The organism is Pseudarthrobacter sp. R1 (assembly GCF_024494415.1).
Lineage (GTDB): Bacteria > Actinomycetota > Actinomycetes > Actinomycetales > Micrococcaceae > Arthrobacter.
Map to the genome: position 1 here is coordinate 1,308,188 of NZ_JAMKFI010000008.1, position 21,321 is coordinate 1,329,508.

Here is a 21,321-nt window from a genome sequence, read left to right on the forward strand (position 1 = left end):
GTTCAGCAGAGGAGCATAAGTTGTCACCTGACCCAGCAGTATCCGGAGGCCGACGACGGCGCGTGGCCGTCATTGGCAGCGGCGTGGCCGGTTTGACCGCCGCCTACGTCCTCAACCGGGAGGACGACGTCACCCTTTTTGAGGCGGAGCCGCGGCTGGGCGGGCACGCCCACACGCACGATCTTCCGCAACCGGACGGGTCCGCTGTCGGCGTCGACACCGGCTTCATCGTCCACAACGAGCGGACCTACCCCACCCTGCTGCGGCTTTTCGCTGAGCTGGGGGTGGAGACGCAGGACTCAGAGATGAGCATGTCCGTCCGCTGTGACGGTTGCGGGCTGGAGTACGCCGGTGCCCGCGACGGCGGCCGGGGAATCATTGCCAGGCCCTCCAGCCTGCTGAGGGGACGTTACCTGCTGATGCTGCTGGAGGTGACGCGCTTTTACCGGAAGGCACGGGCGCTCCTGAAGACCGAGCCCATCCCGGCGGCCAGTCCGCATGCCGCGCATTCGGAGCTGACCCTCGGTGAGTTCCTGGAACGGGAAGACTTCAGCCCATACTTTATTTCCCACTTCATGACCCCGGTGGTCAGCGCTGTCTGGTCCTGCGACCCCACCACCGCGCTCGCCTACCCGGCCCGCTACCTCTTCACCTTCCTGGACCACCACGGGATGCTGGGCGTGAAGGGTTCGCCGCAGTGGCGCACTGTCACCGGCGGTTCAGCCCGGTACGTGGAGAAGCTCGCGGCCACGCTGACTGATATCCGGCTCAGCACTCCTGTTACTGCCATCCGGCGCCTGCCGGAAGGTGTGGAGCTCGCAACGGAGCACGGGCTTGAAGACTTTGACGCCGTCGTGATCGCCACCCACCCGGCCCAGGCACTCGGGTTCCTGGCTGATGCGACGCCGGCGGAGAAGGAAGCGCTGGGCGGGATGCCCTACTCGGTGAACCACACCGTGTTCCACCGGGACCCTGCTGTCCTGCCTGCCGCCAGCAACGCGAAGGCGTCCTGGAACTACCGCCTGCCGTCCTGCAGCGCCCGGCCGGACAAGGTCCTGGTCACTTACGACCTCACCCGCCTGCAGCGGCTGGACCCGGTTGATGGCCGTCCGTACCTGGTGAGCCTGGGGGAGTCGGAGCTGATTGCCGATGACGCGGTGCTTGAGCGCATGGTGTACGAGCACCCGCAGTACACGCCGGAATCGCTGCAGGCGCAGCAGGCAATTGCCGCCCTCAGTGACCACCGGATTGCCTACGCCGGCGCGTATTTGGGATGGGGATTCCATGAGGACGGTGCACTTGCCGGCGTCCGCGCGGCGGAAGCGCTGGGCCGCTCCTGGGGTCCCGTCCTGCCGGCTGACGACTCAGGGGCATCGGATGACGGCGAACGGGAGCTTGCTCCCGTGGCGGAACCCGCATGACCACCGGGGCAGCCATCTACCGCACCTCCATTTCGCACGTGCGGCGCACGCCGTTGAAGAACGCGTTCACATACCGCAGCTATAGCTGGTTCGTTGATGTGGACAAGCTTCCGCGGCTTCCGCTCCTGCTGCGGCCACTGGCCGTGTTCCGCGCCGGGGACCACCTGGGCGATCCGGACGGCACCATCCGCAGCAACGTGGAACGGTACCTGCGCTCGCAGGGGATAGGGCCCGACGGCGGCCCCATCCACATGCTGGCCAGCGCCAGGGTGTTTGGCTATGTCTTCAATCCGCTGTCGCTGTTCTGGTGCTACCGGTCCACCGGGGAGCTTGAGTGCGTGGTGGCCGAAGTCCACAACACGTACGGGGAGCGCCACTGCTACCTCCTCCGGACGGATCCCGCCGGGCGGGCTGCCGTTCCCAAGGCCTTTTATGTTTCACCCTTCAACAACCTGGACGGGCAGTACCGTATGAAACTCCCCGCGCCGGGGGAGCGCCTTGGGGTTTCCATCGTGCTGGACCGTGAAGGCCACAGCCCGTTCGTGGCCAGCATGGACGGCGCCCGCCGGCCGGCCACGGTTCGGAACATCCTGGCAGCGGCCCTTGCTGTTCCGGCCGCGCCGTTGCTGGTATCCGCGCTCATCCGGGTACAAGGCATCAAACTCTGGGCCAGGCGCCTGCCTGTTGTTGCCCGGCCACACCACCCCTCACAGGAGGCAGTCCAATGACACTGATAGACGACAACGAAACAACTGCAGCTCCTGTCCTCGGTAAAGCCAGGGACAACGCTGGACTTTCGGACCTGGCCGCCACGCACTATGCCGCAGCCTGGACCGCCACCGGTATGCCGGCGTCGCCCGCCACCATCGATCCCGACGTATGGCCGGAAGTTGCGCAGCCGCCGTCGGGCGCCAAAGCGGCGGTGGCAGGCAAGGCCGCAGGCCTTCTCTTCAAAGGGGCCGTGAAGCGGCTGCCCCTGCGTGTTGAGTACCCGGACGGCACGGTCCTGGGGACCGGCGGCGCCGGCGGCCCGGTGATGGTGATGGTCCGGCCGGAGGCGTTTGAAGCCAGGATCGGCGACAACGGGCTGATCGGGCTGGGCGAGTCGTTTATGGCCGGTGATTGGGAGGCCAGCGACCTGGCGGGTGTCCTGGAAGTCTTTGCCGCCTCGGTGGATACGCTGATTCCCGTGCCGCTCCAGAAGCTGCGTGCCCTGTACCTGCCGCGCACGCCGCGGCAGGAACGCAACGCCGAGCAGAATACGCGCAGCAACATCTCGCGGCACTACGACCTGTCCAACGAGCTGTTCTCCACCTTTCTTGACTCCACGTTGAGCTATTCGTCGGCGCTGTTTCCGCTTGAAACCGGACCGCTGTCTGCTGTTGCCTGGGAGGTTCTGGCCGAAGCGCAGCAGGCGAAGATTGAAAGGCTGCTGGACAAGGCCGGCGTCGGGGCCGGGACCAGGCTCCTGGAAATCGGTACGGGCTGGGGCGAGCTGGCGCTCCGGGCTGCGGCCCGCGGCGCCATTGTCTACAGCGTCACCCTCTCCAGCGAACAGCAGGCGCTCGCGCAGGAGCGAATCGCGGCCGCCGGTTATGCGGACCAGGTGACCGTGGCGCTGCAGGATTACCGGGCCGTGGAGGGTGAGTACGACGCCATCGTCTCCGTTGAGATGATCGAAGCTGTGGGTTACGAGTACTGGCCCATCTACTTCCAGACCATCGACCGGGTGCTGGCACCAGGCGGGAAAGTGGCCATCCAGGCGATCACCATGCCGCACGGGCGCATGCTCGCCACCCGGAACGCCTACACCTGGGTCCACAAGTACATCTTCCCGGGCGGGTTCCTGCCGTCCGTCCGCGCCATCGAAGGCGTGACTCAGCAGCACACCACGTTGCGGGTGCGGGAACGGATGGGCATGGGGGACCATTACGCCGCCACCCTGCGGCTCTGGGAGGAGCGGTTCCTGGAGCGCTCGCGCGAGGTGGGCGAGCAGGGGTTCGATGCGGTGTTCCAGCGGATGTGGCTGTTCTACCTGTGCTACTCCCGGGCAGGGTTCCAGTCGGGCTACCTGGATGTGCAGCAGATTGTGCTGGACCGCCGGGAGGTCCAGCTCTAGCAGCCGCCGGTTCCGGCGCCGTGACGGAGGCGCCCGCAGCCGGCGTCGTGCGGGTCAGTGGGATTGGTCACCACAAGGGGTTCCGAAGGTCACTTCGGGGCCCCTTCCGGCTGTCCGGGGCGGTGCGGAACCCGCCCCTGGACTGCGGGCGACACGCCGTCTTTTCCTCGACACGCTGGGCGTTAAATGTGGCTAAGTAGTCCACAGGATGTGGATTGCGTCCGCAAAATCAGCGGAATCCCGGACATTTTGAAGGCCCCTCCCTGTGGATTAAAGGTGCATTAAATGACATACTTGTAATACATCATCTTGGGGTTCCAAAGAGGCGTCTGCACTAGATGTAGTATCTAGGTACAGCTTGGGCGGGAACACCGGACGAGCAAGTTTTCAGTAAAGGGGACAGGAACCATGACCGTAACGGTTTACACAAAGCCTGCTTGTGTTCAGTGCAACGCCACCTACCGGGCGCTCGACAAAAAGGGCATTACCTACCAGAGCGTTGACATCTCCCAGGACGCCGAGGCCCTCGAGCGCCTCAAGGCGCTGGGCTACATGCAGGCCCCTGTTGTGGTCACCGACCAGGACCACTGGTCAGGCTTCCGCCCGGACAAGATCGAGGAACTGGCGCTTTCCGCAGTTTCCTCCGTGGCCTAGGGGCCACACTTTTTCTGCCGGCAATCAACAACCAGCTGAGGTGACTCCCACGGCAGCACCAGCAGCCCAGGACTTCGACACAGCACAGGAGTTCGACACAGCACAGGAATCCCGCACTTCCCAGGATGTTCACGCGGCTCAGCGCGTGGGGGATCCCGGGGCGGTTCCGCCGGTTGTCACCGGCAGCCAGCTCATCTTTTTTTCCTCGGCATCCGAGAACACCACCCGCTTTGTCTCGAAGCTCGGCCGCGAGGTGGCCCGGATTCCGCTGTTCGCCAAGGACGCACCCCTCCTCGCCACCCGGCCGTTCGTGCTGGTGGTGCCCACCTACGGCGGCACCGGGGGAGAGGGTTCTGTCCCGAAACAGGTCATCCGGTTCTTGAACATTCCGCAGAACAGGCAGCTGCTCCGCGGGGTGATCGGCGCCGGCAACACAAACTTCGGGGACAACTACTGCCTGGCGGGGGACATCATCGCCGCCAAGTGCGGAGTACCGCACCTCTACCGCTTCGAATTAATGGGCACGCCAGAAGACGTGGCCCGCGTAAACAATGGATTGGACACGTTTTGGACACGACTGTCGCAGACACAGAAGTAACCAGGGCCCAGAAGCCCGAGATGCCCGCCGCCTATAAGGGCCTGGGTTATCACGAGCTGAACGCGATGCTGAACCTGTACGGCCCCAGCGGCGAGATCCAGTTCGAGGCGGACCGCGAGGCCGCACACCAGTACTTCCTGCAGCACGTGAACAACAACACCGTGTTCTTCCATGACCTGGAAGAGAAGCTCGAATACCTGGTCAAGAACGACTACTACGAGCGCGAGACGCTTGACCAGTACACGATGAACTTCATCCGTGACCTGTTCAACCGCGCCTACAAAAAGAAGTTCCGCTTCGAGACCTTCCTGGGCGCGTTCAAGTTCTACACGTCCTACACACTGAAGACGTTCGACGGCAAGCGCTTCCTGGAGCGCTACGAGGACCGCGTGTGCATGGTTGCCCTGCACCTGGCCCGCGGCAATGAGCAGCTTGCCCTGCAGATGGTGGACGAGATCATCGACGGCCGCTTCCAGCCGGCCACGCCCACGTTCCTGAACGCCGGCAAGAAGCAGCGCGGCGAGCTGGTTTCCTGCTTCCTGCTCCGCATCGAAGACAACATGGAGTCGATCGGCCGGTCCATCAACTCCGCGCTGCAGCTGTCCAAGCGCGGCGGCGGCGTGGCCTTCGCGCTGACCAACATCCGTGAAGTGGGCGCGCCCATCAAGCAGATCGAGAACCAGTCCTCCGGCGTCATCCCCGTGATGAAGCTCCTCGAAGACAGCTTCTCCTACGCCAACCAGCTCGGTGCCCGCCAGGGTGCCGGTGCGGTGTACCTGCATGCGCACCACCCGGACATCTACCGGTTCCTGGACACCAAGCGCGAGAACGCGGACGAGAAGATCCGCATCAAGACCCTCTCGCTGGGCGTTGTCATCCCGGATATCACGTTCGAGCTGGCCAAGCGCGACGAGGACATGTACCTGTTCTCCCCGTATGACGTGGAACGCGTCTACGGTATGCCGTTCTCCGACGTCTCGGTCACCGAGAAGTACTACGAGATGGTGGATGATTCCCGGATCAAGAAGACCAAGATCAAGGCCCGCGAGTTCTTCCAGACCCTCGCCGAGATCCAGTTTGAATCCGGCTACCCGTACATCATGTTCGAGGACACCGTGAACCGGGCAAACCCGATTGACGGCAAGATCATCATGTCCAACCTGTGCTCGGAAATCCTCCAGGTTTCCCAGCCCACCACGTACAACGATGACCTGTCCTACGCGGACACCGGCAAGGACATCTCCTGCAACCTGGGCTCGCTGAACATCGCCAAGACCATGGACTCGCCGGACTTCGGCCTGACCATCGAGACGGCCATCCGCTCGCTTTCGGCTGTGTCTGACATGTCCAACATCACCTCGGTGCCGTCCATCGCCAAGGGCAACGACCAGAGCCATGCCATCGGACTGGGCCAGATGAACCTGCACGGCTACCTTGCCCGTGAGCGGGTCCACTACGGGTCCGAAGAGGGCCTGGACTTCACCAACATCTACTTCTACTCGGTGGTGTACCACGCGGTCCGCGCCTCCAACCTGCTGGCCATCGAAACCGGCCAGACCTTCGGCGGCTTCGAGAAGTCCAAGTACGCGTCCGGTGAGTTCTTCGACAAGTACACGGAGCAGGAATGGCTGCCGCAGACCGAGAAGGTCCGCGAGCTGTTCAAGAACGTGCACGTTCCCACGCAGGCTGACTGGCTGGCGCTGAAAGCTTCCGTTATGGAGCACGGCATCTACAACCAGAACCTGCAGGCTGTTCCGCCCACCGGCTCGATCTCCTACATCAACAACTCCACCTCCTCGATCCACCCGGTGGCGTCCAAGATCGAGATCCGCAAGGAAGGCAAGCTGGGCCGCGTGTACTACCCGGCGCCGTACCTCACCAACGACAACCTGGAGTACTACCAGGACGCGTACGAGATCGGCTACGAGAAGGTCATCGACACCTACGCGGCTGCCACCCAGCACGTGGACCAGGGCCTGTCGCTGACGCTGTTCTTCAAGGACACCGCCACCACGCGCGACATCAACAAGGCCCAGATCTACGCCTGGAAGAAGGGCATCAAGACCATCTACTACATCCGTCTCCGCCAGCTCGCGCTGGAAGGAACTGAGGTGGACAACTGTGTTTCGTGCATGCTGTAATCAACCGAAATTGGTTGACTTTCATTAGGGGATGAATGATGGAAACGACGACGGCGACGGGTGGCTTGGTCTACGGCATCCGGCTTCGGCGGGAGGTCGAGTACCGCTATGTCGGTATTACCACCAAGACAGCCAGTCGTCGTTTCCATCAGCACCTCCGAGTGGCCGCGGAGGGACGGAAGACGCCGTTCTACGACTGGGTTCGTAAGCAGAACCCAGGTGACCTCATCGCTGATGAGCTGGATTGGATTGAAGGCCTGCAGGAGTTGGGCGAGGCTGAGATGGATTGGATCAGCTACTTGCGCCGGGAGGGCGACCGGCTGCTCAATCTTTCGGATGGTGGCCTTGGTCCTACCGGGGTCATTTGGACCGAGGAAATGCGGGAGGCTGCACGAGTCCGGAATACAGGCAGAAAAGGTCTGAGCCGGCCGGGTGCTGCCAATCCATTCCACGGTAAAAGGCACAGCCCAGAGCAACGCAAGAAGTGGGAAGAAAGCCGCAAAGGAACTAACTCAGGGCCCGCCAATCCTAACTTTGGTAGGTTCGGAGCGGACCATCCTAGCTTTGGCCATACGATGAGCAAGGAATCGCGCAAGGCACTTTCTGAAGCCAGGAAGGGTGCTGGGAATCCAAACTTTGGCAAGAAGGCAAGCGAGGAAACCCGAGCGAAACTTTCCCTGAGTAACCACTTAAGACATCACACCAACAAGGGCATTGAGAAGGTCGGCTGCAAACACTGCGTCGAGGACTCAGCCAAACCAAGTCTTTCTTCAGAAAGTGAGTCGGCATCATGACCGAAAAAGTAAAGCTTCTCAGCCATGTTGAGGCGATCAACTGGAACCGGATCCAGGACGACAAGGACGTGGATGTCTGGAACCGCCTGGTCAACAACTTCTGGCTGCCGGAGAAAGTGCCGCTGTCCAACGACGTCCAGTCCTGGAACACACTCACGCACGACGAGCAGCAGCTCACCATGCGTGTGTTCACCGGTCTTACCCTGCTGGACACCATCCAGGGCACCGTTGGCGCTGTCAGCCTGATCCCGGACGCATTGACCCCGCACGAAGAAGCCGTGTACACGAACATCGCCTTCATGGAGTCTGTGCACGCCAAGAGCTACTCCTCCATCTTTTCCACGCTGGCCTCCACCAAGGAGATCGACGAGGCGTTCCGCTGGTCCACTGAGAACGCGAACCTTCAGAAGAAGGCGCAGATCGTTATGGACTACTACCAGGGCGACGATCCCCTGAAGCGCAAGGTTGCCTCCACGCTGCTGGAGAGCTTCCTGTTCTACTCGGGCTTCTACCTGCCCATGTACTGGTCCTCACGCGCCAAGTTGACGAACACGGCTGACCTGATCCGCCTGATCATCCGTGACGAGGCCGTGCACGGCTATTACATCGGCTACAAGTTCCAGAAGGGCCTGGAGGGCCTGTCCGAGGAACGCAAGCAGGAGATCAAGGACTACACGTTCGAGCTGCTCTTCGAGCTGTACGAGAACGAAGTCCAGTACACGCACGATTTGTACGACGGCGTTGGCCTGGCCGAGGACGTCAAGAAGTTCCTGCACTACAACGCCAACAAGGCCCTGATGAACCTGGGCTACGAGGCCATGTTCCCGGCGTCTGTCACCGATGTGAACCCGGCCATCCTCTCAGCCCTGTCCCCTAACGCGGACGAGAACCACGACTTCTTCAGTGGGTCCGGCTCGTCTTACGTGATCGGCAAGGCTGTTAACACCGAAGACGAGGACTGGGACTTCTAGGTTTTCAGGCTAAGAAGCGCAAAAGGCTGAGGCGGTCGACTTACTTTGACCGCCTCATTTGCGTGGATCCGGTCAGGCCAGCCAGCGCCACCAGCGTGGCTGCTCCGGTTCCGGCGTCTGTTCCGGTTCCGGCTCCGGCTGCTCGCCCAAGGCCAGCGCGGCCTGGACGATGTCGTCCGCGGTGAGCGTCATGACGGCCTCACGATCAAGCGCGTCGAGACTTTGTTCCTCGTTGAGCGACAGCCGCAGCGCCTGGCGGTTGAGCGCCTGCTCGAACAGCGTGCGGGCGAACCGTGCGTTGCCGGAGTCCTCGCCGGCGTGGAGCCCGGTGAAAATGCGGCGCAGCATCTGGTCAGCACCCGACTCCAGCGTGTACTCGTGCTGGGCCAGCATCTGGTGGAAGATCGCCTGGAGTGCGTCGACGGAGTAGTCGGGGAACGTGATCTCGCGGGCGAACCGGGAGCGCAGTCCGGGGTTCGAGAGCAAGAAGGACTCCATCAGCCGCGGGTACCCGGCAACGATCACGACGAGGCGGTGGCGGTGGTCCTCCATCCGCTTGAGCAGGACCTCGATCGCCTCGGGACCGAAGTCCATCCGGCCGTCCTCCGGGGCCAGCGCGTAGGCCTCGTCGATGAACAGGACGCCATCCAGCGCCCGCCGGATCACCCGGTCCGTCTTGATGGCGGTCGCGCCGACGTATTGCCCCACCAGGCCCGAACGGTCGACCTCGACCAGGTGGCCTTTCTGCAGCAGTCCGACCGCGCGGTACATCTCGGCCAGGAGCCGCGCCACGGTGGTCTTGCCCGTGCCCGGGTTTCCAAGGAACACCAGATGCTGTGATGTGGCCACCTCCGGCAGGCCGTGCGCCTTGCGGCGGGCCTGGACCTGGAGCAGTGCGACGAGGCCACGCACCTGTTCCTTCACGGTCTCCAGTCCGACCAGCCCGTCGAGCTCGGCCTGCACCTCGGACAGCGGCCGGGCCGGCCCGGGCCTCACACCGATGAGATCGCCGACCAGGTCGTCGACGCGCTCCGAACCGGGCAGCTTGAGCTGATCGGCCAGATGGCCGATAGTTTCGCGCAGGTCGTCGAGCGGATTGCGGCCGGGAGCCATACATCCACTGTAGTACTCGATTCCCCGCCCTGATGCAGATGGAGCCTTAGAACAGCGGCCAGGGCACCGCCGACATTTCACCGCTCGGAGCAGGGAACCGACCCGCCTGGCGCAACCGGGCGCAGCGCACGGCGGCCGACGCAATTTCTTCGGCGGAGAGCAGGTCCGCCAGGCTTCGGCCAAGCTCACCGTCCAGCCCTTCGCTGACACGGTCGATGCCCTCAAGTTCCTCAACGGTCAGAACGTCTCCCAGCCACCCCCACAGCACCGTGCGCAGCTTGTGGTCACGGTGAAAGGTGAGTCCATGGTCTACGCCGTGGCGGTGCCCGTCCGTCATGGCAAGGATGTGTGCGCCTTTGCGGTCGGCGTTGTTCACGACGACGTCGAACACCGCCATGCGTCTCAGTGCCGGCGTGTCCTCGTGGACGAGGGCGACCATCCGTCCCTCCTCATCCTGACCCTCAAGGACGTGTTTCCAACCACTTTCCGGGACGTCGTCCGTTGCCACAAGGTCCACCGCGTTCTGGCCGGGGTCTGTCTCCTGCCAGAGCTGCACCATTCCGATGCCGAACGGACCATCGCGCAGCCAGGTGCGTGGCACCACGTTCCAGCCAAGGACCTCCGAGACCAGGTAGGCGGCAACCTCCCGGTGGGCAAGGAAGCCGTCGGGAAAGTCCCACAGCGGCTTCTCCCCGGCAACTGGTTTATAGACGACCGTCGTGTCACCGATGCTGCCCAGGAATGTAGCGTTCGACGCCGTCGTGATGCGGCCAGTGAGCGTCAGCTCGGCAGTCAGCAGGTCGGGCGCCGGCATCAGACTTCGGGAAGAGTGCAGACGTGTCCGTCGGGGTCCACCGGGTAACCGCAGAGTGGGCATGCGGGGCGTCCGGCGCCGACAACCTCTCGGGTGCGCTTGGCGAAGGCGCGCGCGGTACCGACCGGCATCCGCACCAACAGCATTTCGGGCACTTCGGCGCCGTCTTCCTCAAATGACCCGTCATCTGCAGCATCAACTTCCGCGATCGGGTATGCCTCGATGACCACCTGCGCCGTCGTCGGGTCCCAACCCAAGGTCATGGCCCCGGTTCGAAACTGCTCCTGAACTATCTCAAGCTGGTCGTTGTCCACGAGTTCAATGGGAGTACCTGTGGGCACGCTGAAGGGGTTGCCCTCGAGGGTAATGAGCTGATCGAGGATTTCGTCAATTTTCTCGGCGAGCTGGGCCGACTGCTGCTTCTCCATGGCGATGCTTACAATTTGCTGACCTGTGCGTACCTGCAAATAGAACGTGCGCGACCCCGGAACGCCGATCGTTCCAACAACGACCCGATCGGGCCAGGCAAATTCATGAACACGTGTAGGCATAAGAGCATTTTAGGCACGGGCGGTTCCTGGTGCCTGATTGGTTGCAAGGGTGGCGAGGTCGCGTATCACTCGTTGGACCTCATGTTCCCGTCTCCGGGCAAGGGAAATTTGTTGTACTGCGCGCGGCTTTACCAAGGGTTTGGTGGGCGGAGCAGGAACAGGAGTGTCGCCGATACGTACTTCCTTTGCCGTGGGCGGAATACTGCTCATGTTCTTACGTCCCCCGACCTAGATGTATTGCTGCCCTGTGGGGACACTCTATGAAGCCGGGAGAACAAGACGGAAGGGTGTTTATCCACCTTTGGGACTTTTTGCGTCGATCTTGAGCTACGGTCAGGCCCTCTGCCAACTTACCGGGATCGCCTTCAGCCCATAGATGATGGTGCTATCCATTCGTTCCAGGTGGACTCCCTGATCCAAAGAAAGCCCGGGCAAACGGGACAGTAGGGCACCCAGCGCGATCCTTGCTTCGAGCCGGGCCAGCGGGGCGCCGAGGCAAAAGTGGATGCCGTGGCCGAACGCCAGATGCCGGTTCTGGCCGCGGTCCACGTCGAACTCGGCAGGCCGCTGGAACTGCCGCTCGTCGCGGTTCGCGGAGCCGATCCAAGCCACGATCGGTGCGCCGGCCGGAATCAGTTCGTCTCCCAAAACAGTCTCCGTGACTGTCACCCTGTACATGGACTGGACCGGCGATCGAAAGCGCAGCACTTCTTCGATGGCCCGGGGAAGCAGGGCGGGTTCCCTCAGCAGGCGGTCCATGGTGCCGGGGTACTCAGTCAGGCACAAAACCGCATTGCCGATCAAATTGGTGGTGGTCTCGTTGCCGGCGACGAGCAGTAGAGCGCAAAAACCGAGCAGCTCAGGAACCGTCAGTTTTTGGCCGTCAATCTCCGCTGCCAGCAGGGTGCTGATCAGGTCCTGGCCCGGCTGGTGCCTGCGTTGGTCGATCAGGGCCAGGAAGTACTCCGTCATCTCCATGTTTGTGCCGGAGTGGTTCTCACTGGTCGAACCGGTCCGCGTCTGGCTGACAATCACGTCGGACCACTGTTTGAAGCGCTCACGGTCCTCCGCGGGGATCCCCATGAGTTCGGCGATCACTATGACCGGCAGCGGGTACGCCAATTCCTTAATCAGGTCTGCGCTGCCGCGGTCCGCGATCCCCTCCAAAAGTTCGTCAGTGAGCGCCGCGATACGGGGAGCCAGCGCGTCCACGGCTCTAGGCGTGAACGCCTGGGTCACCAGGGACCGTAGCTGCCGGTGCCTTGGGGGATCGGTGGCAATCAGGCTCGCGGCGAACAGTTGGCCGGTCCCCGATGCATCGTCCCCGCCCATGCGCGACGAAAATGTTGCATATTCGGACAGTGCCCGCTGGACGTCGTCGTATCGGAAGACGTTCCAACTTCCGGATTGTTCGTCGTAATGGACAGGGGCGGTTTCCCGCATTCGTTCGTAGTGGGGAAAGGGGTTGAGCTGATATTCAGCGGACTGAATGAAGTCCACGGCTGGCCTCTCTGCTCGCCGGGAGCCCTATCGGCCGAACGGACACCGGGCCCGGGTCGACTGAGCGTCGAGCCTTGATTTTAGCCAATGCCGGCTCCTGGGTCAGTAGCAGGCGGTAAAGCAGTTGGTTCTGGATCCGCAGCTACCGGTGTATGCGTTCTTGCCAGTCTGCCGGTACCTTGCCTGCGGGTGCAGGTGCGGGCTGCTCCGGTGGTCTGGACTGCGGATCCGGAAGCCGCGGGCCGCGGAAAAATTTCTTCGTGGTGTGTTCGTAGAACCAGTCCTCCCCAGGTTCAAAGGGCCTCATGACGCTGTTCGTGTTTCCGCTCCGGACTGCGGAATGGTTCGCGTGGACAGTCAATCCGCCCATGACCGCCGTCTTCCTCGGCGCAGCCTACTGGTCCGCCGCGGGCCTGGAGGTGGCGGGCGCCCGGTCAGCAAGTTGGGAATCAGCGAGGCTGGCTGTCTGGCCGGTGTTCGTTTTCAAGGCATTGACCCTCGGAATCACCCTGCTTCATCTCGACCGTTTCCACCTGTCGCCAGGCACTGCCACCCTTGCCCAGGTGGCCACCTGGGCATGGCTGGCGATCTATGCGATCGTGCCCGTTGCAATGCTCCTTATCAGCTGGATGCAGATCCGCTCCCGGCCTCCTGCCCCAAGGTCTGTAATCGCGGGATGGCCGGTGCTGCCCCCTGCGCTGCGGCTGCTCCTGCTGGGAATCGCTGGGATACTGCTGTTGTACGGCGACGCGCTCCTGGCGGCACCCATTCCCGCCGCGACATGGTGGCCGTGGCCATTGTCCGAGCTTACAGCCAGGGCGGTCGGAGCATGGCTGGTCGGTCTTGGGTGGGCGGCCGCGCAGGGCCAGATGAGCGGCGACCTTCGCACCGTCCGCCCCGTGGCCCTGACCTCCGTTGCCTTCGTCATTCTGCAGGCGCTTGCCCTGCTGCGGCATGGCGACGCCCTGGCATGGCCGAGCGTACCGGCGATCGGCTTCGTAACCGTCCTCCTTGCCATTGGAGTGGCCGGCGGATGGGCGCTCGCGCTTTCCTTTCGCCGGTAGCGGGGGCCGGAATTACGTGAGCGGCCTTCCAGTCCCCACTATGCTCTTAGCATGGCGGTTCCAGATTCTCCGGGTAATACGACCAAGGCCATCCATCGGGACCTTGGTCAACGCCGTGGCTGGATTTTGACGATCGCCGTGGGATTCGCTGTTCAGATCCTCAGTGTCGTTATCGGCTTGAAGACAGTGGGGCCGCTGTGTGGCAGCCCGCTGCTCCCGCAAAGCCGTGCAGCTGAAATGGCAGACCTGCAGCTGCGGACTACGGAACTGGCGGCAGAGTGCTACCGGAACATCGATTCCGCTTCGGTTCCTGTTTGGCTCCTCATGGCGTTGGGAATCGGCATTGTCCTGACCGGAGTCGCCGTCAGGATCGTCGCTATCCGCAGGTCTATAGATCCCACCCGGAGCTGACAGAAGCCATCACCTGCGGACCTTCCCGGGCCGCCCCGGGCGTCGACTCGTGCTCTGTGCTGTTGGAGGCCGGACACGTCGCCACGCCTTGTGCGGATGGCTACTGCCGGCCTCGGCCGAAGGGGGAGCCGAGGCCACCAATGAGGACCCGTTCCGACGGCGGCGCAACCTCAGGATGGCGAATACCGTCAAGCCAATCCAGGCGAAAGCGGCACCGATGATGAGGATCACCGCAGGTATGGAATCCATGGCCAATTTTAGGGACGGGGCGGGTTAAATGGCCGCGATGATTCCCAAGGGTTACTAACACGTGATTGCAGCAGTACCGTCGTTACCCGTTCATGACCTCAGTGCAACTGACGGATCCCGCCCTGTAGTAGTAAGCAATCATTTTCCTTGACGGAACGGAATCGCCCCTGTAACAGTTAGGCGTGGGCGGATCGATGGAGAACCACGAACGGACGGGCGAGGCGTCAATCCGCGGTGGGCTCGCTCAAGGATCCGGGGCCCAGCCGCCACTCCTGGAAGTCCGTGGACTGACCAAAAGTTTCTTCGGCATTCCCGTTTTGGAAGACGCCCAACTTACCCTTTACCGGAGCCAGGTCCACGGGCTCGTGGGCGAAAACGGCGCCGGGAAGTCCACCCTGATGAAAGTGCTCGCGGGGGTCTACCAGCCGGACTCGGGAACAGTGCTTTTGGACGGCGAGGAAGTCAGCTTCAGCCATCCTACGAAGGCCCATGAAGCCGGGCTGTCATCGGTATTCCAGGAGTTCAATCTGCTTCCCGACCGGACGGTGGCCGAGAACATCTACCTTGGCCGGGAGCCCCGCCGCGGAGTCCTGGTGAACAAGGCGCTGATGAATGCGAAGACGGCGGAGCTGCTTGAGTCGCTCGGGATCACCGCCATCCGGCCCACCGCGCAGGTGCGGACCCTGACGGTAGCTGAGCAGCAGGTAGTGGAGATTGCGAAGGCGGTCAGCTATGACGCGCGGATCGTTTCCATGGACGAGCCCACCGCCGCACTGGCCGGCGCCGAAGTTGAGCTGCTCTACCAGATCGTGTCCCGCCTCCGTGAACGTGGAACGGCCATCCTCTATGTCTCCCACCGGCTTCGGGAGCTCTTTGACCTGTGTGACGTCATCACCGTCCTGAAGGACGGCCGCGTGGTCAGCACCAGCCCCGCCTCGGAACTCGACGATACAAGGCTGGTCCGGTTGATGGTGGGCCGGCCCATTTCAGCGTTCTTCCCGGACAAACTGCCCCGGACGGACAGCGGTGCCGACGTGCCCTCCAGTCCGATCCTGGAACTGGAGGGGGCCGGAAACGGCCAGCTGGACGGGATCAGCTTCAGCGTTCAGCCGGGAGAAATTGTAGGGCTGGCCGGCCTCCAGGGCTCCGGCCGGACTGAGCTGCTGCATGCCATTTTCGGCGCCGCCCCCTTTACCCGGGGCACCATGAAGGTGGAAGGCCGGGAAGTCCTGCCCAAGTCGCCGCGGGAGGGGGTCCGGGCGCGGATGGCCCTCATCACGGAAGACCGCAAGGCTGAGGGCCTGAGCCTGAACCAGTCCATCCTGAACAACGCGCTGACCGTGATCAGGTCGGTTTTCCCGCGCCGCGCAGGGGCGGCCCGAACCGAGATCCCGGGCGTGTTTTCCTCCCTGGAAGTCGTGGCCCGGGACCTGGACCAGGAGGTGCAGTACCTCTCCGGCGGGAACCAGCAGAAAGTGGTCCTCGCGAAGTGGCTGGCCATCCGCCCCCGCCTGGTCCTGCTGGATGAACCTACCCGCGGCATCGACGTGGGAGCCAAAGTGGCGGTGTACCGGCTGATGCGCAAGCTGGCAGCCGAAGGCAAAGCCATCCTGATGGTCTCCAGCGAATTGCCTGAGGTCATCGGCATGTCGGACCGGATCCTGGTCATGCGCGACGGGCGCCTCGCCGGCGAGCTTCCGGCCGGAACGACCGAGGAAGCCGTCTTGCAGTTGGGAACGGGCGCCCGGACCGCACCTGGAGGAGGAGCATGAAACAACGGGGCAGCATCATCGACCGCCTCTCCTCCACCCAAATCGTCTACCTGGTGGCGCTGCTGACGCTGATCGTTGGTGCCGTGCTTGTCAGCACGGTAGGGCGGAATTTCTTCAGCCAGGGCAATATCTCCAGCATCCTGACCGGAACCAGTGTCCTGGGTTTCATAGCGATCGGACAGACGCTGGTCATCCTGGCCGGCAGCCTGGACCTCTCTGTCCCCTACGTTGCCAGCCTGGCCAGCCTTATTGCTGCCGGGGTGATGGCCAACAATCCGGGCAACGTCCTGCCCGGGGTCCTGCTCACGCTGGCCGCCGCGGCCATCATCGGCCTGGCGAACGGGCTGATCGTGGCCCGCCTCAACGTGCACGGGTTCATCGCCACGCTGGGCATGGGCCTGATCATCAGCGGCTACCTCGCCACCAATTTCAAGGGCAGCTTCGGGCAGACCCCGCTCTCGTTCCGCCTGATCGGGGCGACCGGCCTGGGACCAGTTCCCATCTCGACCATCATTATGCTGGCCTGCGCAGGCCTGGCCATGCTGCTGCTCCACCGCACCCGGATGGGCCACCACCTCTACGCCGTCGGCGGTGACATTTCCGTGGCCCGGACCTCTGGAATCCGCATCGACTTGCCGGTCATCGCGGCCCATGTGATCTGTTCGCTGCTGGCAGGAATGGCGGGGCTGCTCCTCGCCAGCCGGCTGGGTGTGGGCAGCCCGACCGTGGGTTCCCAAGGCGGCTACGACCTGCTCTCCATCGCCGCCGTGGTCCTCGGCGGCACCCTGCTGGCCGGCGGCAAAGGGACCATCACCGGAACCCTGGGCGGCGTCCTCATCTTCGCCATGCTGGACAACATCATGTCCGTTATGCAGATCAACCCCTTCCTCAAGGACGTCGTCAGGGGCGTGGTGATCGTCGTCGCCGTCGCCGTGTACGCCCGCCGCAGGATCGTCAACAGACCGGAGCGGTTCAGTTCGAAGGGCTCCGCGGAAGCACCTGCCGCGCAGACTGCACCCGCGGAGGGGCCATGAGCGCGGCACTGCCCTCCGGACGCAGCGCGGTCCTCCGGCAAAACCGCGCCAGCCGTTCCCAGCGGCTCCTGCGGGCTTTGCGGACCCCCGGCGGCGCCGTTTTCATCTTGTTGATCGGCCTCCTGGCGGCCATCATCGCCCTGAACCCCTCCTTCGGTGAGCCAGGCTCCTTCATCCGGTTTATCGGCAGGACAGCTCCGATCGCCATCGCTGCCGTCGGCCAGTACTTCGTCATTGTGGGCGGCGAATTCGACTTGTCCATGGGATCAGTGGTGACCATGCAGGTCATCGTTGCCGGCAACCTCATCCGGCAGGACGATTCCAGGGTGATCCCGGTCCTGATCCTCATGTTTGTGCTCGGCGCCTTCATCGGACTGGTGAACGGACTGATCACAACGCTGCTGAAGGTGCCCAGCTTCATTGTGACGCTGGGCATGATGCTGGCCCTGCTCGGGCTGGTCCTCTACTGGACCGGCGGCGCGGCCCAGGGAAACCCGGCCGACAGCTTCCGCCAGATAGGGCGGGGCGGAATCCAGGATGTCCCGGTCCTGGACATCATTCCCTACCCTGTGATCATCCTGACGGCGGTGGCCATCCTGGCCGTGGTCCTGATGCGCCGCCCCTTTGGCCGCATGCTCATCGCAGTCGGTGACAACCCGAGGGCTGCTGAACTGTCCGGTTCCCGCGTCTGGTGGGTGCGGACGCGGGCGTTCATCATCTCGTCACTGTCGGCCACCGTGGCAGGCATCCTGCTCGTGGGCTATGCCGGAGTCCACCCGTCGGTGGGGCGCGGTTACGAGTTCACGGCGATCACCGCCGTCGTCCTCGGTGGCGTGGTGCTGGGAGGCGGACGCGGCTGGGTCCTGTCTGCGGCAGCAGGCGCGTTTGCCCTCGAGGCGCTGTTCACCCTCCTGAACTTCATGGGCGTCCAGGCCACGTGGCGGGACACGGTCCAGGGGGTCATCATCATTGTCGCTGTGGCAGCAGCGTCCAAGTCATGGCAGCGAAAACGCAAGGGAGCCACATCGGCTGCCCATGACGAACGGCACCGGCTAAGCGCAGCACCCATGCCCCGCGAGGGCACCGAACAAGGAGGAGATCGAGTCTGATGCGCAAACACTCTATCCGCGCTGTCGCGCTTGGGGCGGCGTTGCCGCTGGTGGTGCTGGCCGCCTGTACCACCACGGATCCGTCGGTTACCGAAACGACGGCGCCGGGTACCGGCTCGCCCGCGGCAACCACTCCGGCGAGCCAGGACTGGTTTGACCAGAAGCTGTACGATGACCAGTTTGAGCAACGCTCAGCTACCTTCGAAGGGAACGCGGAGCAGCCCTACCTGCAGTACATTGCCGGTGACATGACGGACACCGCGAAGTTTGCTTCAACGGGGGCAAAGAAGGTTTGCTTCGCCAATGCCTCCATCTCGAACCCGTGGCGCCAGACCGGCTGGATCACCATGAACCAGCAGCTCAAGGTCCTGCAGGATTCGGGGGCCATTTCCGAGATGGAAACCCGGGATGCCAAGGATAACGACAACACCCAGATCGCGGACATCGACTACTTCATCGACGAGGGAAACTGCGATGCGTTCGTCATCTCGCCCAACTCGACGGCGGCCCTGACCCAGGCCGTGGAACGCGCCTGCGAGACCGGCAAGCCGGTGGTGGTGTTTGACCGCGGCGTGGAAACAGACTGCGCTACCACGTTCATCCACCCGATCGGCGGCTTTGCCTGGGGCATTGACACCGCCACGTTCCTGACGGACAAGCTGCAGTCCGGTGACAAGGTGGTGGCCCTCCGCATCCTTCCCGGTGTGGACGTGCTGGAACACCGCTGGGCGGCGGCCCAGAAGATCTTCGAGGAGAAGGGCATCGAGGCTAAGGACTATTTCACAGGGGCGGATCCCACCGAGATCAAGAAGATCATTTCCGATGAATTGGCCACCGGCGATGTCAAGGGTGTGTGGATGGACGCCGGAGACGGCGCGGTGGCTGCCCTCGAGGCTTTCGAGGATGCCGGCAAGGACCTTCCGGTGATGACGGGTGAGGATGAGATGAGCTTCCTGACCAAGTGGAAGGAAACCGGCATCGATGCCATGGCCCCCGTCTACTCCAACTTCCAGTGGCGGACTCCGCTGCTGGCCGTGGAAAAGATCTTCAAGGGCGAGGAAGTCCCGGCCGAATGGATTCTCCCGCAGAAGCCCATCCTCGCGGACGAGCTGGATTCCTGGCTGGAGCGCAACCAGGGGATGCCCGGCGGCCACTACGCCAAGTTCGGCGGAGAAGACCTCCCCGGTTACCCGCAGGTTTGGCAGCAGCGGCAGATACCCTGACGCTGTCCTTTGCGGGCAGCGTGGACGGGAGTGGGGTTGGAGGGGGCGGCGTGAAGCGTTCCATCGGGATCAGCACCTGGGTCTGGGAGTCTCCCCTGACCGATGCCAACATGGGGGGTCACTTGGCGAGGATCGCCGCCCTGGGGTTTGACGCCGTCGAACTCCCGCTGGAAAACCCCGGCGACTTCACCGCCGCCGCGGTGCGCGAAGCCCTGGAGACCACGGGGCTTTCACCGTTTCTTGTTGGTGCCATGGCGCCGGGCCGGGACCTCGTAGCCGCGGACCCGGCCACCGTGGAACGGACCCAGGCCTACCTCATGGACTGCATCACGATGGCCAGCAGTATCGGTTCGCCTACTGTGTGCGGTCCCTTCTACGCCCAGACAGGGCGGGTCTGGCGGATGTCGCCAGGGCAGCGGCGGGAGGCCTACGCCGAGCTGCGCCGGAACCTGCAGCCGGTAGCGGCCCGGGCTGTTGAAGCGGGCGTGATACTGGGCATTGAACCGCTGAACCGGTATGAAACGTCGCTAATCAACACTGTGGACCAGGCGCTCGAGGCCCTGGAGCCGTTACTTGGCAAGGGCGTGGGCCTTGCTCTGGACAGCTACCACCTTCATATCGAGGAGCGTTCGCTGGCCGCCGCAGTCCGGGCGGCTGGCGAGCACCTAGTGCACGTGCAGGTGTGCGGTAACGACAGGGGCGCGCCCGGCGGGGACCAGACCGACTGGGGAGGGTTTCTGCAGGCCCTGGACGAGGTGGGCTACAGCGGACCGTTGAACATCGAAAGCTTTACTGCGGATAATGCGGCGATTGCCGTTGCGGCTTCGATCTGGCGGGCGCTGGCCCCGAGCCAGGACGAGTTGGCCGCCAGTGGCTTGGCTTTCCTGCGCGGGCTGTAGGCGAAAGCGCCTCCGGCAGTGGCAGTGGCAGTGGCAGGATCAGCCGGTACATGCACTGAAGGTCATCCGGTCCCGCTCACGCGCACACCGCCAACCGCCCCCGTCCACGGCGTATCGCCCGGGCTGGGCAGGACCAGATGCGCGAAAACGTACCCCTGTTGAAGTGCGATGACCTGTGACGTGGCCCTGGCGCAATCCAGCTCGAGCTCCACCGGCCGAAAGGGTGCCCCGGGATGCTCCTGTCCAACGAAGACCTTCGCGCCTGCTGCACCAACACAGGCCGCAGTTACCGCGTACTGTCCGGCCGCGGGCACCTTCTCGAACGTGCCAAAGCCCCTGTCGGGTCCGTCCAGTGGCCCCACATCGGAAAGGAGGACTGGTCCCGGTGATGATGTCCTGAGGAGCCGCTCCAGCTCGGCGTAGTTCTCAGCTTCCTGCTCCAGGACCTCCCTGCTTTTGTATGGCGGGAGGGACGCTGTTGCTGGCACGGGGTCAACTGTTGGGGTGTTCACGGGCCCGGGCTCCGGATAGTCATAGGAGCACCCTGGCATACCGCCAAGAGGGATCAGCAGGCACAGCGCAAACGCAACCAGGTGGCGCCTGTCCTTCACTCCCACCCTTCAATGGTGGGCAACGTTGCCGTTCAATACAACAGCCGTGCCTCACCGCGTACAAGTCTTCCGGCCCGCCAGAGAGGCTTTTTAGGGTGCCGGGATAGCAGCCGGGCAACCTCTGCTGGCGAGCGGGGGACCCTTCTATTGCCGGGACCCAAAGGCCAATATTGGAACCACAGGGCGCTGCGATTCAGATCGGAGTTGGCCATGATCCAGGCTCTGCTGTGCAAGTTCAATCTCCGTCACCATTGGCACGTTGAACATGCCGAA

At 63.4% G+C, this 21,321-nt stretch carries 20 protein-coding genes; 15 read left to right on the top strand and 5 right to left on the bottom strand.

All coding sequences use genetic code 11. The features are described 5' to 3' along the window. The first annotated feature begins 20 nt into the window (after positions 1-20). The 8 genes from M8J71_RS17040 (at position 21) to nrdF (ending at position 8,698) form a co-directional block, all read left to right on the top strand. Entirely contained in the window at positions 21-1,421 is a 1,401-nt protein-coding gene (locus tag M8J71_RS17040) for an NAD(P)/FAD-dependent oxidoreductase (RefSeq protein WP_256248918.1), read from the top strand. Then, positions 1,418-2,149, top strand: a complete 732-nt coding sequence (locus tag M8J71_RS17045) for a DUF1365 domain-containing protein (RefSeq protein ID WP_256248919.1) — start codon at positions 1,418-1,420, stop codon at positions 2,147-2,149. Before M8J71_RS17040 ends, M8J71_RS17045 begins: the two co-directional genes overlap by 4 nt. Then, a complete protein-coding gene (locus M8J71_RS17050; protein ID WP_256248920.1) occupies positions 2,146-3,540 on the top strand; it encodes a class I SAM-dependent methyltransferase in 1,395 nt (464 codons plus the stop codon). Before M8J71_RS17045 ends, M8J71_RS17050 begins: the two co-directional genes overlap by 4 nt. A gap of 408 nt (positions 3,541-3,948) precedes the next feature. Beyond that, on the top strand, positions 3,949-4,194 hold the full coding sequence (gene nrdH / locus M8J71_RS17055; protein WP_013601222.1) for a glutaredoxin-like protein NrdH: 246 nt from the start codon (positions 3,949-3,951) through the stop codon (positions 4,192-4,194). 145 nt (positions 4,195-4,339) lie between these two features. Continuing rightward, positions 4,340-4,792 carry a class Ib ribonucleoside-diphosphate reductase assembly flavoprotein NrdI gene (nrdI, locus tag M8J71_RS17060; protein ID WP_256249027.1) on the top strand — a complete coding sequence of 151 codons (453 nt, stop codon included), beginning with the start codon at positions 4,340-4,342 and terminating at the stop codon, positions 4,790-4,792. Positions 4,793-4,812: 20 nt separating this feature from the next. Next, positions 4,813-6,933 (top strand): class 1b ribonucleoside-diphosphate reductase subunit alpha, encoded by a 2,121-nt coding sequence (gene nrdE / locus M8J71_RS17065; RefSeq protein WP_256249028.1) that lies wholly within the window; start codon positions 4,813-4,815, stop codon positions 6,931-6,933. A 35-nt stretch (positions 6,934-6,968) separates the two neighbouring features. Then, on the top strand, positions 6,969-7,727 hold the full coding sequence (locus M8J71_RS17070; RefSeq protein ID WP_256248921.1) for an NUMOD3 domain-containing DNA-binding protein: 759 nt from the start codon (positions 6,969-6,971) through the stop codon (positions 7,725-7,727). Further along, positions 7,724-8,698 (top strand): class 1b ribonucleoside-diphosphate reductase subunit beta, encoded by a 975-nt coding sequence (gene nrdF, locus M8J71_RS17075; protein WP_256248922.1) that lies wholly within the window; start codon positions 7,724-7,726, stop codon positions 8,696-8,698. The genes M8J71_RS17070 and nrdF overlap by 4 nt, the downstream gene beginning before the upstream one ends. Positions 8,699-8,770: 72 nt before the next feature. Here nrdF and M8J71_RS17080 read toward each other — a convergent pair whose 3' ends face one another. The 4 genes from M8J71_RS17080 to M8J71_RS17095 form a co-directional block, all read right to left on the bottom strand. Then, complete coding sequence (locus M8J71_RS17080) at positions 8,771-9,811, bottom strand: AAA family ATPase (RefSeq protein ID WP_256248923.1); 1,041 nt, start codon at positions 9,809-9,811, stop codon at positions 8,771-8,773. Positions 9,812-9,857: 46 nt separating this feature from the next. Then, positions 9,858-10,625: an SCO1664 family protein gene (locus M8J71_RS17085; protein WP_256248924.1), complete on the bottom strand. Its 768-nt coding sequence runs from the start codon at positions 10,623-10,625 to the stop codon at positions 9,858-9,860. Next, a complete protein-coding gene (locus M8J71_RS17090; RefSeq protein ID WP_256248926.1) occupies positions 10,625-11,176 on the bottom strand; it encodes a DUF3090 domain-containing protein in 552 nt (183 codons plus the stop codon). Before M8J71_RS17090 ends, M8J71_RS17085 begins: the two co-directional genes overlap by 1 nt. 333 nt (positions 11,177-11,509) lie before the next feature. Then, positions 11,510-12,676 carry a cytochrome P450 gene (locus tag M8J71_RS17095; RefSeq protein WP_256248928.1) on the bottom strand — a complete coding sequence of 389 codons (1,167 nt, stop codon included), beginning with the start codon at positions 12,674-12,676 and terminating at the stop codon, positions 11,510-11,512. Between the two features lie 305 nt (positions 12,677-12,981). Between M8J71_RS17095 and M8J71_RS17100 the strand changes: the two genes are divergently transcribed. From M8J71_RS17100 to M8J71_RS17130, 7 genes are all read left to right on the top strand, one after another. Continuing rightward, the gene (locus tag M8J71_RS17100) at positions 12,982-13,740 is read left to right on the top strand and encodes a hypothetical protein (protein ID WP_256248929.1); all 759 of its coding nucleotides are present in this window, start codon (positions 12,982-12,984) and stop codon (positions 13,738-13,740) included. Positions 13,741-13,791: 51 nt separating this feature from the next. After that, on the top strand, positions 13,792-14,151 hold the full coding sequence (locus tag M8J71_RS17105) for a hypothetical protein (protein ID WP_256248930.1): 360 nt from the start codon (positions 13,792-13,794) through the stop codon (positions 14,149-14,151). 443 nt (positions 14,152-14,594) lie between these two features. Further along, positions 14,595-16,172, top strand: coding sequence for a sugar ABC transporter ATP-binding protein (locus M8J71_RS17110; RefSeq protein ID WP_256248931.1), 1,578 nt, complete (start codon positions 14,595-14,597; stop codon positions 16,170-16,172). Then, positions 16,169-17,206, top strand: a complete 1,038-nt coding sequence (locus tag M8J71_RS17115) for an ABC transporter permease (protein ID WP_256248932.1) — start codon at positions 16,169-16,171, stop codon at positions 17,204-17,206. Before M8J71_RS17110 ends, M8J71_RS17115 begins: the two co-directional genes overlap by 4 nt. Beyond that, a complete protein-coding gene (locus M8J71_RS17120) occupies positions 17,203-18,315 on the top strand; it encodes an ABC transporter permease (RefSeq protein WP_256248933.1) in 1,113 nt (370 codons plus the stop codon). Before M8J71_RS17115 ends, M8J71_RS17120 begins: the two co-directional genes overlap by 4 nt. Then, positions 18,315-19,538 (top strand): substrate-binding domain-containing protein, encoded by a 1,224-nt coding sequence (locus tag M8J71_RS17125; protein ID WP_256248934.1) that lies wholly within the window; start codon positions 18,315-18,317, stop codon positions 19,536-19,538. The genes M8J71_RS17120 and M8J71_RS17125 overlap by 1 nt, the downstream gene beginning before the upstream one ends. Before the next feature lie 50 nt (positions 19,539-19,588). After that, a complete protein-coding gene (locus M8J71_RS17130; RefSeq protein WP_256248935.1) occupies positions 19,589-20,437 on the top strand; it encodes a sugar phosphate isomerase/epimerase family protein in 849 nt (282 codons plus the stop codon). Between the two features lie 62 nt (positions 20,438-20,499). Here M8J71_RS17130 and M8J71_RS17135 read toward each other — a convergent pair whose 3' ends face one another. Beyond that, a complete protein-coding gene (locus M8J71_RS17135; RefSeq protein WP_256248936.1) occupies positions 20,500-20,925 on the bottom strand; it encodes a hypothetical protein in 426 nt (141 codons plus the stop codon). Positions 20,926-21,321: the final 396 nt, after the last annotated feature.

Bases quoted from the DNA above. Each gene is read 5' to 3' on its own strand.
- nrdF (WP_256248922.1), top strand. From the start codon at position 7,724: ATGACCGAAAAAGTAAAGCTTCTCAGCCATGTTGAGGCGATCAACTGG.
- M8J71_RS17120 (WP_256248933.1), top strand. From the start codon at position 17,203: ATGAGCGCGGCACTGCCCTCCGGACGCAGCGCGGTCCTCCGGCAAAAC.
- M8J71_RS17125 (WP_256248934.1), top strand. From the start codon at position 18,315: ATGCGCAAACACTCTATCCGCGCTGTCGCGCTTGGGGCGGCGTTGCCG.
- M8J71_RS17085 (WP_256248924.1), bottom strand. From the start codon at position 10,625: ATGCCGGCGCCCGACCTGCTGACTGCCGAGCTGACGCTCACTGGCCGC.
- nrdE (WP_256249028.1), top strand. From the start codon at position 4,813: ATGCCCGCCGCCTATAAGGGCCTGGGTTATCACGAGCTGAACGCGATG.
- M8J71_RS17100 (WP_256248929.1), top strand. From the start codon at position 12,982: ATGACGCTGTTCGTGTTTCCGCTCCGGACTGCGGAATGGTTCGCGTGG.
- M8J71_RS17110 (WP_256248931.1), top strand. From the start codon at position 14,595: ATGGAGAACCACGAACGGACGGGCGAGGCGTCAATCCGCGGTGGGCTC.
- M8J71_RS17115 (WP_256248932.1), top strand. From the start codon at position 16,169: ATGAAACAACGGGGCAGCATCATCGACCGCCTCTCCTCCACCCAAATC.
- M8J71_RS17080 (WP_256248923.1), bottom strand. From the start codon at position 9,811: ATGGCTCCCGGCCGCAATCCGCTCGACGACCTGCGCGAAACTATCGGC.
- M8J71_RS17045 (WP_256248919.1), top strand. From the start codon at position 1,418: ATGACCACCGGGGCAGCCATCTACCGCACCTCCATTTCGCACGTGCGG.
- M8J71_RS17090 (WP_256248926.1), bottom strand. From the start codon at position 11,176: ATGCCTACACGTGTTCATGAATTTGCCTGGCCCGATCGGGTCGTTGTT.
- M8J71_RS17105 (WP_256248930.1), top strand. From the start codon at position 13,792: ATGGCGGTTCCAGATTCTCCGGGTAATACGACCAAGGCCATCCATCGG.
- M8J71_RS17050 (WP_256248920.1), top strand. From the start codon at position 2,146: ATGACACTGATAGACGACAACGAAACAACTGCAGCTCCTGTCCTCGGT.
- M8J71_RS17070 (WP_256248921.1), top strand. From the start codon at position 6,969: ATGATGGAAACGACGACGGCGACGGGTGGCTTGGTCTACGGCATCCGG.
- nrdH (WP_013601222.1), top strand. From the start codon at position 3,949: ATGACCGTAACGGTTTACACAAAGCCTGCTTGTGTTCAGTGCAACGCC.